This is a genomic window from Enterococcus sp. C74, from assembly GCF_040887125.1.
GTDB lineage: Bacteria > Bacillota > Bacilli > Lactobacillales > Enterococcaceae > Enterococcus_B > Enterococcus_B hirae.
Genome location: NZ_JBFOFA010000001.1, coordinates 416,423 through 430,828, shown reverse-complemented (window position 1 = coordinate 430,828; position 14,406 = coordinate 416,423). Strand labels below are relative to the sequence as shown.

Genomic DNA, 14,406 nt, shown 5'->3' with positions numbered 1-14,406 from the left:
CCTTTCAGAATCAATGTAATAGAATCCTGTTTTTTCTGTGAAACCTCTCTCATGTTTTATGAAAAATAAGTAGCTGGGGGTTCTTTTTCAAGTCTTGCTTGCTCGTAAAAACCTGCAATGGTCACATTGACATAGGCGATAACCCACAATAAACCAAAGAACAAGGCTAGGGCTCCAACAAGGTACCACCCGATAAATGAAAGTTGTAATAGGATATAAGTACCTAAACGATCTTTTAATAAATACCACGCGTATTGCAAACACTGGATGATTGAAAGTTCTGGGTAATCAAATTTAGTCCAAGCCGCAAATTGAAACAATCCGCCTACAATACTCATCAACAAAAGAGAAACAAAGGTCATGAGCAGGGTGGTCAAAACGTAACTAATGTCCAAAGCATTCCCTGATAACACATCTGTTGAAATTGTGTTTGAATTAAATAGTAATTGTGTATAAGTATTGACACCACCAATCAAAAAACCTGGTAATAAAACAAGGGCATTAATGATCCAATTGATCACAACATTGATCAAATTAATCACTAAAATAGGTCCAAAATATTTTTTTTGAAAGACGGCAAACAATAAATTACTTTTTGCTCTGCCGCCGCGAACGACTACCAGCGCAATGTAATATAAGGCATATGAAAAAGCAAATAAAAGGAAATTCTCTAGTAAAAAGCTAACTATTTGTTGTTGCGTGCTATCTACGAAAAAAAATCCCTCAAAAAACATTTGGATCAAACCCGCAACAAACATCGAAAGAAAGACTAGCCAAGCATTGATTCCCCATTGTTGCGCAAGGCTAGCTCGAGCTTTTTTGCGATAATCTGAAAGTGATAACTTTGTTTCCATTAATCATAACTCCTAATCTTTTCAACTGTTTTGTGGTCTAATCGCTTCACTAATTCCGTCACTAATTTCACAGTATTCAAATAATCATCTTCATGGATCACTGAAGTATGTGAATGCAAATACCGCACCGGAACAGTAATCGCCACAGACGGTACCCCATCTCTTGTCAAATGCATCTGTCCTGCGTCTGTCCCACCACCAGTAATGACGGTGTATTGGAATGGTATATCCATTTCTTCCGCCACATCAATCACAAAATTCAACAGTTTTTTATGTGGAATCATTGAAGCATCAAAAATCAAGATTTGTGGACCTTTCCCCAAAATCGAATCCGCTTCTTTTGGCGTCATCCCCGGTGTATCTCCAGCTGTTCCTGTATCTAAAGCAAAGGCGATATCTGGATTCACTAAGTGTGTACTTGTGCGTGCCCCTCTAAGGCCAACTTCTTCTTGCACATCGCTCCCTGCGAATAAAACATTGGGATGTCCTTCTTTTGCTAAATTCTCAAGAACTCGTAATGAAACAGCTGTACCGATGCGATTGTCCCAAGCCTTAGCTAGTAAAAATTTACCGCCATTCAACCGTTTATACTCAATATATGGGGTTACCATATCGCCAGGGCGAATACCCCATTCTTTTGCTTCTTTATCGCTTGTCGCTCCAATATCAATAAACATATCCTTGATATCATACGGTTTATTTCTTACTTGTGGGGTTAAAACATGTGGCGGTTTCGAACCAATCACGCCATGGATCACTTTCCCAGCTTGCGTTTTGATTTCCACTTGTTGGGCTAACATCACTTGTCCCCACCAACCACCTAATGTTTGAAATTCCAAAAAACCTTTATCAGTGATCTTAGTCACCATAAATCCCACTTCATCCATATGACCGGAAATAAAAATCTTAGGTCCACCACCAGAACCATGTTTGGCGATAATACTACCTAAACCATCATAAAAAATATCTTCCGCAAAGTCTTTTGCATACTTTTTATAGACTTGTCTCACTTCTTCTTCATTGCCTGGTACTCCTTTGGCTGAAGTCAGATCAATCAATAACTGTTCTTCTTTTTTATCCAAAACGTCTCCCTCATTTCTCGTATTGATAGCTAGATTATACCATTTATTAGGTGTGCTTTTCAGCAGAACGATTTTTTCAGTTAGAAAAAAGCCAGGATTCCTCGAAAGTTTACCGAATAACTTTCAATAATCCTGGCTTTTTTGCATAATGCATACGATAGCAATCGCTATTTTCTCTTAAATGGACTGACAGCAGTAAACGAGCGTTTCTTTTATGCACTTCGTGTTCGAAACTCCATTACTGTTGGTTTTCTTTTAAATCATTTGGTGAATGTTTTTGCCAGTCTTTACTATAAAATGATGGATCCAATTGATAGTGACTTGGTTGTTGTTGGTTTTCTAAAAACGGTCTAATCCGTTGATCTGTTGCTAGCCACCCTTTCCAACCTAAATGAATGGTGTCTTCCATGAAATAAGGTTGATCAGCCATTTTTGTAAAATCTGCGATCCGATCAAAGCCTTGACTCTGCAATTGAAATTTGATTTTCTTTGCAAATCCTTGAAGCATTTCTTGAGATAACCCAGTATAATCACTCCATTTTTGATTCACAGGTGGAATGATGAATAATGCTTCTGCCTGTTCTTGGGCTAATTGCTGTAGGACTAATTGAAAATCTGAAAATTCAGGTGAAAAACGATAATCCCAATTTTTTTGAGAATTTTTCAGCTCTTTTAAGTGGTGACGAATGCGCTCTTTATAAAAATCATTTTTTAACTCAAAAGAATTGTCGCTTGTACTTTTTCTCCCAATATTTTCCGCTAGGTTTTCCAGAACTTTTTCTTGATAATTAGCAGGCAACGGCTTCATTGCCTGATCAATTTTGTCTTGTTTACTTTTCAGACCAATATTGCTGAACATTTCATCTTCTCTTTTTAAAATATTCCAGTTCAAGCGCAATTGATTTCGTTTTTCAACAGAAGGAAGTTGACCTTTTTTGATCATTTGTAACATTTCCGTCAATTTTTCATCTTTTTTAACGATAGAAAAATGTAAAAGTCTTCTAGCTAAATAACGATCAGCAGGAGTGATTTTTTTCAATGAGAACAGCCAGTCAAGGGTTTGTAACTGTGAATAATACGTATCAAAATAATCTTTTTTTACGCCATCTTTGACAAACCATTGTGGAGAAATGATAAAAACGATTTTCTTATTTTTCAAATCATCTCCTGCAGAGCGCATCATCATATACTGACTTAATGATTGTGTCCCAGGTGCCCCTAATAAGAAGGGACGATAATCACGATGGTATTTCTCCGCCAAGACGGATGGGTGAAACGGACTGATCCGACTGAGTTCACTTGAACCAAAAAAAGGAACATATTTTTTTTCAGCTAAGGCTTCGTTTTTGATGGTATCTCCTTTTAACACATTTTCGGACATGGATGTAGAAGCTTTTTTTATGACTGTTGGGTCGGTTAGATCCACACGATACGAAGAAGTGAAAAAAACTGCTATCAATCCAAAGGCTAAAAGGATTGGACCGAAAATAGCAAATAATTTCTTTTTCATTCTCATCCCTTCAATTCTTGTACTTGTGCAATGATTTTATTCGGTGTGCCCCACTGTTCACGATCAAATTCAGAAACAGGGACTTGAACATCTAATTGTCCATCTAATTCGACTAATAATTGAACAGAAGCAAGTGAATCCAGCAATCCTTCACCAAACAAATCAAGCTCTCGATTTTCTCTTATTTCATCTGTTCCTGTAATGTCTTCTAAAATAGTTAAAATTTGTTCTTCCATAATATAATCTCTCCTTAAATAATCATAATGTAAAATAAATCATTTTTAAGTCTTAGATAATCATCTGCTTTACTTAAACAAAAGTTGGTCTAAAAAGCCCGAAAATATCAATAAACTAAAACAAACTGCTTGGAAAGTCATAAAGACAGCAAAAGCGTGAGTAAACCAATTGGATGGTAGTTGTTTTTTATGTTTTTTCTTGAATCGTAGCCAAACGTCGGTTAAGCAAATCAAAGTAGCATGATACAACCCATACACGATGTAATACCAAGTTAGACCATGCCAGATTCCCATCAATAGGAATAATGCATAATAACCAATATTCGAGGTTACAATTTTACTTTTGAACCATTTTTTCTTCATCAAGAAAAACATCAAGCGCATATAAACATAATCTCGAAACCAAAATGATAACGTCATGTGCCAACGATTCCAAAATTCTTTGATATTCCAAGACAAGAATGGTTTGTTAAAGTTGATTGGTGTTTGGTACCCCATCAAGTAACTCGTTCCCACCGCAAACAAACTATAGCCTGCAAAGTCAAAAAACAGATATAAACTATACACATAGGTATATCCTACTAATGACCAAGAAAAACCACCATGTTGCAAGGCAGCTTTGGAAACGATTGGTAACAACACTTGACCCAAATAATAGCCAATAATAAATTTGTATAAAAAACCTAGAAAAATATTTTGGATCCCTTTTTCTAATAATGTCAGATATTTCTCAGTTGCAGGCGGCTGACATTGATCCTTTTCAAATCTTCTATAGCGATCGATTGGTCCAGATGAAATCGTTGGAAAAAAGAGTAAAAATTGAATATAACGAAAAGGCTGATAGTTCTTGATCAATCCATCCCTAATTTCCATGATCATCTGAACAGATTTAAAGGTTAGATAGGAGATCCCTAGAAAAGCTAGAAAAGATTCTTTCCCATGAGCAAAAAACGGTGTGACTTTTGTTAAAAATAATGGGAAAATCGCTAGGATCACCGCTAAGTAAAACCAAATACCTTGATTTTTCTTTTGACGGTAAACGAAGTAAGCCCAAACTAATAATGTCTGCCAAACAACATATGCAATCAAGGCTACACCTTGTTGCCAATAGACACCACCAAAACTGATGAATAAGAAAAGCAGGGTGATGAGTGTTTGATAAATTGGCAATCTTTTCCCTCGAATCAACAATGATAGCACGATCGGTACTAAACCGATGATTAACAGCAGAAAATAATAAGGTTCTGCGTACGGGATCATATGTGGAAAGGTCATTGAGGATTCACCTCAGCTATTAATTTTTTCCGATCGATTTTCCCGTTCACCGTTTGTGGTAAAAGATCAATGTAATTGATTTTTTGAGGGATCATGTAATCCATGACCGAATGTGCCAATTTTTCCTTAATTGATTTAGAGAGTTTAAAACTTGGTTCTGGCGAATTTTCTTCTAATACAATAAAAGCAACTAGTTGTTGAACTTTAGTTCCTTGGTATTTTGGAACAACTATCGCTTGTTTAATCCGTTCATCTAACAAAAGCCCGTGTTCGATATCTCCTAATTCGATACGATACCCATGAAGTTTTATCTGTTGATCCATTCGTCCCTCATAGAACAAAAGACCTTCCTCATTAAGAAACCCAGCATCGCCAGTATGATAACTTTGTTGATCCTGTTTCTTGAAAAAAGCAGCTTTGGTTTTTTCTGGATTATTCAGATACCCCTTGGAGACACTAGGACCCAAGATAATAATTTCGCCTGTTTGATTGACCGGTTGCACTTTTTGATCATTCACAATCTGAACCTCGGTATCTTCTTTGATATAACCAATCGGTAAACGTTCATAGCGATCTAAAATACCTTGAGTGATTTGGATACTTGAAATAGCAACCGTGGCTTCCGTTGGTCCATACGTATTATAAATACGGGCTTCAGGGAATCGTTTTAATAATTCTTGCGCTGTTTTTTTGGTTAATTCTTCCCCACAGAACAAGAAAGTGGCTAGATCTGGTACATGTTCCGCATCAAAAGTGGGTTCCATCAAACAGATATCGATAAATGAAGGAGTTGATACCCAGACATCTAATTTCAACTTTGCTAAAGTAGAAAATAATTGTCTAAAGTCTTGAATAACCGCTTTTTCTAAGGGTTTTAACATTCCTCCTGTCACAAGTGCTGGATAAATCGAAAAAACAGATAAGTCAAACGAAAATGGTGCTTGTGCTAAGAAACGTAGACCCTGTTCAAGATGAAATTCCTGGATCGTCCAACGAACAAAGCTCAATAAGTTATCATGACTGATTTGCACACCCTTGGGCTCACCTGTAGTACCAGAGGTAAAAATAATGTAATAATTTTCGTCACCTTTAACTGGATGTGTTGCTTCGTATTGACTCTCTTTTTTCGTGATGGTTGCTAATTCTTCCCGAGAAATCACTGGGATACCATCTGTTTCCATCTGCCAGTCACCGACACTAATGATCAAAGCTGGTTTTGCTACTCGAAGAATTGATTCAATTCGCTCATTCGGCGTATGTTCTTCAATCGGAAGATAGGCATGACCAGCTTTGGTGGCACCCAGAAAAGAAACGATCATTTCAAACTCTAGATTTCCAAAAACCACGATTGGTCCCTGTTTCTGTAGATTTCTGTCTAAATAAGCTGCTAAAGCATCGGACTTTCTTTTTAGCTCCCCATAGGTATGCTCTGTGGTTTCTGTCTGATAAACGACCCGATCTGGTTCCGTTTGACCAAAAAAATCAATTGATTCAACGATTGTTTGAATATCCATCGTCTTCCTCCTAAAATTCATTATAGATAAAAGATCCGCCTTGGACATTTTTATAATGGTACAAATAAATCAACATAAAAATAATTGCACTATACAATAATGTTCGTACCACAAACGTGCCCCAGTACCTAAATTGAGGATTATTCCACCAATTTTTCAATTTATATTTCCCTCCTAATCGAATCTCAAAACAATTTTACCCATTCTTTTTAAAAAACAACATTTGTTTTCCTAACAGTAATCGCTTTTCTGCTAACAATTTTGTCACAATTTAGATTAACTACAAAAAGACGGTTATTATAATATAAGCATCACCTCAAATAAATAAAGATTTTTTTAAAAAAAACTAAAAAGACTTAAACGATCTATGTAACCAATCGTTTAAGCCTTTCTTCATTCAAATTAAAAAAACAGAGTACTAACCTTTTGATCATTTAAATATAGCTTGATTTATTCCTCAATAATCCTGCAATATAAGACACTTGTGATGTAATAAAACAAGATATAGATCAAGACAAGTGAGCCACAAATCAGATATGCTAACCCATAATTTGCTGTATCGACATATTGAGTAAATACTTCAATGGCAAAAAAGGTATGCATACTCCCCAAAATAATTGGTGGGAAAAACATGATCGCATTTTGCCCAAAGATGACTCGCTTCACTTTTTTTCGAGAAATCCCTAATTTCGTTAATAATTGATAATTCTCTCGTTCTTCTTCTGCTTCTGCTAATTGACGAACCATCAGCATGCTTCCAGTCGTGACAATAACAATTATTCCAATAAAGATCGAAACATACGACATTAAACCAATTCCTTGTTCAACTGTCCGTTTAAATGGGAAACGTGCAGAAAAGTTAAGACGTGAATCTTCATTATTATATTCATCAGAAGATTGATCTGAAGCTGCTTTTTCTTGGTGCGATTCATTTTTATGAATCGTTCCAGTTATGGCCTCTCCTTTGATCTCATAATCATAATAAATGATGTTCTCATAACTTGTAGGAATCTCTTTGGAAATACGTTCAATGATTTTTTCCTGATCTCCCCCTTGCACATTCCAATTGACCACTTGATAGTTTAGTCCAGATGCCTTAGCAAAATAATCATCACTGACAACGAGTGTCAGACCGAAATACCTCAACGAACCATCTCCTAAAAAATTAGGTAAGGTTGCTTGAATATCTAAAGTTTGATCGGGCAAGTAGAATGTTGAATCATACATTGAAAAATTTCTAAAGATGTTTTTCATACTATCTAATACCACAGTGCTGTTATCCGATGTTAAATCAATTTTAGGCATTTTAGGATTGAATTGTCGAAAGGCATGATATTCTTTTTCTGGAATCAAATTTACCAATTGAAATACTTTTTCCTCAGAAATCCCGTCTAACTTATCATTATAGTAACTTCCAATTACTTTGTAATTGATCATCATTTCTTTTGTGATCGTTTGCCCTTCACTTGCAAGAAGCGGTCGCAGCTTGTCGGCTGTTGCCTTATCCATTTGATAAGATACCGGTGAGACCATCTCCACATTTCGAGACATGATGACAGTCGCACTCATCATTGCGCCAATCATCGTTAAAGCTAGAGCCATGATCAGTGTGATCAACGAATTGATCCGCCAGCTTTTCAGCAGATGGATCTGCGTATTGCCGATCAGCAAGAAGTTGATCCCTCGATACTTAATTCGAGAACGACTCACCAAATCGATTAACACACGTAGGGAAAAACAAAAGAACAGATATGTCCCGATCACACAAAACAGCAGGATCAGAACAAATAATAAGAAAGGAAAGCGAAGATCTTGCGTAAAAATAAAAAGTTTAGCAGCAAATTCCCGATAGTGGACCGCAAAGAAATAACCACTAGAGATCAACAACAAACCCAGTGTTCCTAAAAAACGATGGCGTGTCCGAACTCTTAACTTGCTACTTTCCAAATGATCGTATTCGCCAAAATTTCGAATCGTCGGATAGCGCCAGATTTTCCATAATGAATACAAAGAAACAACAGATAAAATCAAAAAAAACAACAGAAAGGTTTCAAAAATCGATGGCACGGAAATGAAGAAAAGACTCGTGATTTGCAAGTTCATCATGCGAATCAAGATCATAGAAAATAATTTTGAGAAAATGATTCCTAAAATAATCCCTGCTGTACAGGCGAATAATCCAATAGCCATTGTTTCCAATACATAGATCAGTGAGATTTGGGTTTTCTTCACACCAAACAACTGATAGATCCCAATCTCTCTTTGTCTGCGGTTAAAGAAAAAACGATTTGCACTAATAACAAAAAAAAGTAATACGATTAAGATAATCCAACTACCAATACCAAAAAAAACATTGAATAAAGAATCTTGCTGTGTCCTTCGGTTCAATAATTGATCATAAGAAATCGTACTAAAAGAATAGTAGATCATCGTTGATAACGTTAGACTAAAAAAGTAAACGAGATACCCTCTTGACTGTCGCAGAAAACTTTTCGCAGCCAACTTATAAAGCATTGAGTTTTCCACCTCCCCCAATGGTCGCCTGCATATCAATCACCCGTTCAAAAAATTCGTTTCTTGAACCTCTGCGAACTACTTCAGAGAAAATCACCCCATCTTTGATAAATAAAATCCGATCACAATAACTGGCTGTATACGGATCATGTGTTACTAATAAGATAGTTGATTTTTCTACTCGGTTCATCGTTGTTAAATAATTTAGTAACTCGGTGGCTGATTTCGAGTCCAGAGACCCGGTTGGCTCATCAGCAAAAATGACTTGTGGTTGAATAACTAATGCTCTAGCAGCCGCAATCCGTTGTCTCTGACCAACTGATAATTCATCTGGATAACGTTTTAAGATTTCTTCGATCCCTAATAATTGAGCAACATGCAACACACTTTTTTCCATCTCTTCTTTCGAGATTCGTTCCACCGCTAATGGTAGTAAGATATTGTCCTTCGCATTCAATGTATCGATCAAATTAAATTCTTGAAAAATAAATCCTAATTTTTTGCGACGGAAGTCACTCAATTCATTATTTTTCATTTTAGTGATCTCATTTCCTTGGATCAACACACTTCCCATCGGTGGTAGATTGATCGTCGAAAGAATATTCATCAAAGTCGTCTTTCCAGCACCACTCGGACCCATGATGCCAACAAATTCTCCTTTTTCTACTGTAAAAGAGATATTATCAAGTACTTTTACCGGCGAAAGCTTATTTCCATAGCTTTTACTTACATGTTTTACCTCGATCATTTTATCCATGGCTTTCCTCCTTGGGTTTTGCTTACTCGCCACACTGACACACTTACCAGCATATTAGCATATTCTTTGGTTTTTTTCTCTGATCTTTACAGCATTTGAGCATTTCTTTTTAGATTTTTATCATTTCACAGACATAACCTTTTTTTAAAAAAATTTTTATTCATCTATTTTATTCACGAAAGTGGTATATTCAAAATAAAAATCCTATAAACTTACGTTTTCACTTTTTTTCACAAAGAAATATATACAACATATAGTATAGTTGTCGTTTATACACCTGTTTGCATACTATATATAGCTAGTATTTAGTTGCTCCTTCGTGGATTTTGTTTTATGATAGACAAGAAGAATTTAGCAGGAGTTGAATAAAATGAGTGTACAAATTGAAGAAAAAGTAACAGATCCCCTTCATTCAGAAGTATCAAACATAACAATCATTAAACGAGATGGTCGACGTGTCGAATTTGATGAAACAAAAATCAATGAGGCTTTAGTCAAAGCTGAAAAGAAAATTCATGGCTCATTGTCTCCACTTACTTATGAAAAAATTCAAACGATCGTGGATTTAGTCGTTCAAGAAATCAAACGACGCTTTACCGACAACGTTAAAATATATGAGATCCAAAATATCGTTGAACACATTCTTTTAGAAAAAAACGAATATGAATTAGCAGAAGAATATATCAATTACCGCACAAAACGTGATTTTGCCAGAAGCAAAGCGACAGATATCAATTTTTCGATCAAAAAATTGATCAATAAAGACCAAACAGTTGTCAATGAGAATGCAAATAAAGATAGTAATGTCTTCAATACTCAAAGAGATTTAACCGCTGGTATCGTTGGAAAATCCATTGGTTTGAAAATGTTGCCCCCACATATCGCAAATGCGCATCAAAAAGGCGACATCCATTACCATGATTTAGATTATCATCCATACACACCAATGACAAACTGTTGTTTGATCGATTTCAAAGGAATGTTGAACAACGGATTCAAAATTGGAAATGCTGAAGTGGAATCACCAAAATCAATTCAAACTGCTACTGCTCAAATTTCACAGATTATTGCAAATGTAGCTTCCAGTCAATATGGTGGTTGTTCTGCTGACCGAACAGATGAATTACTTGCTCCTTTCGCTGAACTGAATTATCAAAAACATTTAGCGGATGCAGAAGAATGGATCGAAACACCTGAACGTCGAGTAGAGTATGCGAAATCAAAAACCAAAAAAGATATTTTTGATGCGATGCAAAGTCTAGAATATGAAATCAATACTCTTTTTACTTCAAATGGTCAAACACCATTTACTTCTCTTGGCTTTGGTTTAGGAAAAAACTGGTTTGAGCGAGAAATTCAAAAAGCAATCTTACAAAATCGGATCAATGGCTTAGGCAGCGAAAAGCGGACAGCTATCTTCCCTAAATTGATTTTCACATTAAAAGATGGCATAAACTTGAACCCAACTGATCCTAATTATGACATTAAACAATTAGCTTTGGAATGTGCAACTAAGCGGATGTATCCTGATATTTTAAACTACGACAAAATCGTTGAATTAACCGGTAGTTTCAAAGTACCTATGGGTTGTCGTTCATTTTTACAAGGTTGGAAAGATGAAAATGGCCAAGAAGTGAACGTTGGTCGAATGAATCTTGGTGTGGTCACACTAAACTTACCTCGTATTGCCATCGAAGCGAAAGGCGATCAGGAAAAATTCTGGCAAATCCTCTCTGAGCGCTTAGCCATCATGAAAGATGCTTTAGTTTATCGTGTCGATCGTTGTAAAGAAGCGATCCCTGCTAACGCACCAATCTTATATATGTATGGTGCATTCGGTAAACGTCTCTCAAAAACAGATGCTGTCGATGAATTATTCAAAAATCGTCGTGCAACGGTTTCTTTAGGTTATATCGGTCTTTACGAAGTGGCTTCTGCTTTTTATGGTGGGGAATGGGAAAACAATCCCGAAGCAAAAGATTTTACCCTTGATATCGTGAAGGAATTAAAAGCCAAAGCAGATGCTTGGGGTGACGAATATGGATATCATTTCAGCGTTTACTCTACACCTAGTGAGAGCCTAACTGATCGTTTCTGCCGTTTAGATACAGAAAAATTTGGCGAAGTCGAAAACATCACTGATAAAGAATATTACACGAATAGTTTCCATTATGACGTTCGTAAAAACCCAACTCCGTTTGAAAAACTAGATTTTGAAAAAGATTATCCGAAGTATTGTTCTGGTGGTTTTATCCATTACTGTGAGTACCCAATGCTTCAACAAAACCCGAAAGCATTAGAAGCCGTTTGGGATTATGCTTACGATAAAGTTGGCTATTTAGGAACGAATACACCAATTGATCATTGCTACAAATGTGGCTTTGAAGGTGACTTCAAACCAACCGAACGTGGCTTTGAATGTCCCGAATGCGGCAATCATGATCCAAAAACTTGTGACGTCGTTAAAAGAACCTGTGGCTATTTAGGTAACCCGCAAGCACGTCCAATGGTTCACGGTCGTCACAAAGAGATCTCTTCACGTGTCAAACATATGAAGTAATCTTTCTCTACTATTTCGTTCTAATTTACTCTAAGAAAAAAGATAGAGCGATCAGTTATTCCTTAGAAAACAATCCCCTTTCACAGCGTGACTACGATAAATCGAACGGTGTGTGAACCGTGACCGTTCGATTTATTTGCATTTTTTTGAGGCTAGTCCATTATCTTTTCTGAGACTGCTTGCTGTGAAACTGGTTTGAGTTTTAAGTAAATTTTTCATACTTTGATGTTAGAAAGAAGTTTTTTTATGCGAAATCCTAAACCTAAAGAATGGCTGGCACAAGATTACAGCCAAAATTACATTGCTGATTACAAACCATTTAACTTTGTGGATGGCGAAGGCGTAAGAAATAGTCTTTATGTGAGTGGCTGCTTATTTGCTTGTGAAGGATGTTTCAATAAAGCAGCGCAAAACTTCCGCTATGGTAAACCTTTCACACCAGAGCTGGAAGAACAAATCATCACCGATCTCCGCCATGATTACGTTCAAGGACTGACCCTTTTAGGCGGGGAACCTTTTCTAAACACGGACGTCTGTCTCCAAGTCGTTGAGCGTATCCGACAAGAATTTGGTCAGACCAAAGATATCTGGTCGTGGACCGGTTATACTTTTGACGAACTACTTCAAGACTCCGAAGACAAGTTAGCTCTTTTAGCAAAAATCGATATCTTAGTTGATGGACGTTTTGAACTAAGTAAAAAGGATTTAAAACTACAGTTTCGCGGTAGTAGTAATCAACGCATCATCGATGTCAAAAAATCGCTAGCCGAAAATAGAGTAGTGATTTGGGAAAAATGCAGCGATGCTACAGAATCGTATGAACAAATCAAAAAACAGGAGTTCATTTAGGTCCTCCCACTCCTTATTGAATAAAAAACAGTAGAAACGTATGTTGATTTCCAACACGTTTTCTACTGTTTTTTCATTCCCACAAAGGTAACACAATATTCTCATAAGTCATGGGATCTAAATTCGTTAACGTGATCCCCAAGAGACGTATGCCTTGTTCAATCCCTAAAATTTCTTCCCAAATCAAACTTGCTTGATAAAAGAGCGCTTCTTTCTTATAGATATACTCAGGTAAAGTGACTCTTTTAGTGACTGTCGTATAATCCGTATATCTCACTTTTAGCACTACGGTTTTTCCATGTTTTTGGACTCTTTTCAACGACTCTTCGACTTTCTCAGCTAATTGTCGTAATTGTGCTAATACCGCTTCTTCCGTTTGTAGTGGTTGACCATAAGTATGCTCTTTTCCTACAGATTTTCTTTCTCTTGTCACATTGACTGGTGCATCATGGACACCTCTTACTTTTCGATAAAGGGAATAACCCATCTTTCCAAATTGTTGGATCAACATCATCTCTGTACAATTATAAAGATCTTCTCCAGTGAAAATACCAAGTTCATGCATCTTAGGGACGGTTTTTTTTCCTACCCCATGAAATTTATCAATAGGTAGTGCCTTTAGGAACGTCAATGCGTCTTGAGGTGCAACGATAGTAATGCCTTTAGGTTTTTGAAAATCTGAGGCTAATTTCGCTAAAAACTTATTATAGCTCACACCTGCCGAGCAGGTCAGTTTTACCTCTTCCCAAATGTCTCTTTGGATCAAACGAGCAATTTTGATTGCTGATTTACAATTGCGTTTATTGTTCGTCACATCAAGATAGGCTTCATCAATACTGACAGGCTCAACGATATCCGTATATCGGTAAAAAATCTCACGAACAATTTGTGAGATCTCACTATATTTTTGATGATCGCCTGGTTTAAAAATGGCTTGCGGACATAATTCATATGCTTTTTGCGCACTCATCGCTGAATGGATGCCATACTTTCTTGCTTCATAATTCGCTGTAGTAACCACTCCTCGACCACCAGTGTCACTCGGATGTCTGGCAATAACTAAGGGTTTCCCTCTAAATTCTGGATGATCCCGTTCTTCGACAGAGGCAAAAAAAGCATCCATATCGATATGAATGATTTTTCTAGATGTATCATTATGTAAAGGAAACTGTAATTCCATCTCACTCACCCCTATCATGATTATATAGGAACTTTTGTTCGGTGACAAGAAGATGGTTACCCACCGAACGGACCA

General features: G+C 36.6%; 12 protein-coding genes. 2 read left to right on the top strand and 10 right to left on the bottom strand.

The window, feature by feature from the left end; translation table 11 throughout:
• Nucleotides 1–56 precede the first annotated feature (56 nt).
• From AB3H93_RS02115 to AB3H93_RS02075, 9 genes are all read right to left on the bottom strand, one after another.
• The gene (locus AB3H93_RS02115) at nucleotides 57–854 is read right to left on the bottom strand and encodes a DUF975 family protein (RefSeq protein WP_010719817.1); all 798 of its coding nucleotides are present in this window, start codon (nucleotides 852–854) and stop codon (nucleotides 57–59) included.
• Nucleotides 854–1,936: a M42 family metallopeptidase gene (locus AB3H93_RS02110; protein ID WP_010719818.1), complete on the bottom strand. Its 1,083-nt coding sequence runs from the start codon at nucleotides 1,934–1,936 to the stop codon at nucleotides 854–856. Before AB3H93_RS02110 ends, AB3H93_RS02115 begins: the two co-directional genes overlap by 1 nt.
• A 238-nt stretch (nucleotides 1,937–2,174) precedes the next feature.
• Nucleotides 2,175–3,446 carry a D-alanyl-lipoteichoic acid biosynthesis protein DltD gene (gene dltD, locus AB3H93_RS02105; RefSeq protein WP_368020054.1) on the bottom strand — a complete coding sequence of 424 codons (1,272 nt, stop codon included), beginning with the start codon at nucleotides 3,444–3,446 and terminating at the stop codon, nucleotides 2,175–2,177.
• A gap of 2 nt (nucleotides 3,447–3,448) precedes the next feature.
• Complete coding sequence (dltC, locus tag AB3H93_RS02100; RefSeq protein ID WP_010719820.1) at nucleotides 3,449–3,682, bottom strand: D-alanine--poly(phosphoribitol) ligase subunit DltC; 234 nt, start codon at nucleotides 3,680–3,682, stop codon at nucleotides 3,449–3,451.
• Between the two features lie 69 nt (nucleotides 3,683–3,751).
• Nucleotides 3,752–4,957 (bottom strand): D-alanyl-lipoteichoic acid biosynthesis protein DltB, encoded by a 1,206-nt coding sequence (gene dltB / locus AB3H93_RS02095; RefSeq protein ID WP_010719821.1) that lies wholly within the window; start codon nucleotides 4,955–4,957, stop codon nucleotides 3,752–3,754.
• Nucleotides 4,954–6,471, bottom strand: a complete 1,518-nt coding sequence (gene dltA, locus AB3H93_RS02090) for a D-alanine--poly(phosphoribitol) ligase subunit DltA (RefSeq protein ID WP_368020053.1) — start codon at nucleotides 6,469–6,471, stop codon at nucleotides 4,954–4,956. Before dltA ends, dltB begins: the two co-directional genes overlap by 4 nt.
• Before the next feature lie 10 nt (nucleotides 6,472–6,481).
• A complete protein-coding gene (locus tag AB3H93_RS02085) occupies nucleotides 6,482–6,631 on the bottom strand; it encodes a teichoic acid D-Ala incorporation-associated protein DltX (RefSeq protein ID WP_014834217.1) in 150 nt (49 codons plus the stop codon).
• A gap of 290 nt (nucleotides 6,632–6,921) precedes the next feature.
• Nucleotides 6,922–8,985, bottom strand: coding sequence for an FtsX-like permease family protein (locus AB3H93_RS02080; RefSeq protein ID WP_368020052.1), 2,064 nt, complete (start codon nucleotides 8,983–8,985; stop codon nucleotides 6,922–6,924).
• Entirely contained in the window at nucleotides 8,975–9,742 is a 768-nt protein-coding gene (locus AB3H93_RS02075; protein ID WP_368020051.1) for an ABC transporter ATP-binding protein, read from the bottom strand. Before AB3H93_RS02075 ends, AB3H93_RS02080 begins: the two co-directional genes overlap by 11 nt.
• 370 nt (nucleotides 9,743–10,112) lie before the next feature.
• Between AB3H93_RS02075 and nrdD the strand changes: the two genes are divergently transcribed.
• Together nrdD and nrdG are read left to right on the top strand one after the other, a co-directional pair.
• Nucleotides 10,113–12,302 (top strand): anaerobic ribonucleoside-triphosphate reductase, encoded by a 2,190-nt coding sequence (nrdD, locus tag AB3H93_RS02070; RefSeq protein ID WP_010719825.1) that lies wholly within the window; start codon nucleotides 10,113–10,115, stop codon nucleotides 12,300–12,302.
• A 246-nt stretch (nucleotides 12,303–12,548) separates the two neighbouring features.
• Nucleotides 12,549–13,151 carry an anaerobic ribonucleoside-triphosphate reductase activating protein gene (gene nrdG, locus AB3H93_RS02065; protein ID WP_010719826.1) on the top strand — a complete coding sequence of 201 codons (603 nt, stop codon included), beginning with the start codon at nucleotides 12,549–12,551 and terminating at the stop codon, nucleotides 13,149–13,151.
• A 73-nt stretch (nucleotides 13,152–13,224) separates the two neighbouring features.
• Here nrdG and dinB read toward each other — a convergent pair whose 3' ends face one another.
• A complete protein-coding gene (dinB, locus tag AB3H93_RS02060; protein WP_010719827.1) occupies nucleotides 13,225–14,331 on the bottom strand; it encodes a DNA polymerase IV in 1,107 nt (368 codons plus the stop codon).
• Nucleotides 14,332–14,406: the final 75 nt, after the last annotated feature.

Bases quoted from the DNA above. Each gene is read 5' to 3' on its own strand.
- dltB (WP_010719821.1), bottom strand. From the start codon at position 4,957: ATGACCTTTCCACATATGATCCCGTACGCAGAACCTTATTATTTTCTG.
- AB3H93_RS02080 (WP_368020052.1), bottom strand. From the start codon at position 8,985: ATGCTTTATAAGTTGGCTGCGAAAAGTTTTCTGCGACAGTCAAGAGGG.
- nrdG (WP_010719826.1), top strand. From the start codon at position 12,549: ATGCGAAATCCTAAACCTAAAGAATGGCTGGCACAAGATTACAGCCAA.
- dltD (WP_368020054.1), bottom strand. From the start codon at position 3,446: ATGAAAAAGAAATTATTTGCTATTTTCGGTCCAATCCTTTTAGCCTTT.
- AB3H93_RS02115 (WP_010719817.1), bottom strand. From the start codon at position 854: ATGGAAACAAAGTTATCACTTTCAGATTATCGCAAAAAAGCTCGAGCT.
- dltC (WP_010719820.1), bottom strand. From the start codon at position 3,682: ATGGAAGAACAAATTTTAACTATTTTAGAAGACATTACAGGAACAGAT.
- nrdD (WP_010719825.1), top strand. From the start codon at position 10,113: ATGAGTGTACAAATTGAAGAAAAAGTAACAGATCCCCTTCATTCAGAA.
- dltA (WP_368020053.1), bottom strand. From the start codon at position 6,471: ATGGATATTCAAACAATCGTTGAATCAATTGATTTTTTTGGTCAAACG.
- dinB (WP_010719827.1), bottom strand. From the start codon at position 14,331: ATGGAATTACAGTTTCCTTTACATAATGATACATCTAGAAAAATCATT.
- AB3H93_RS02075 (WP_368020051.1), bottom strand. From the start codon at position 9,742: ATGGATAAAATGATCGAGGTAAAACATGTAAGTAAAAGCTATGGAAAT.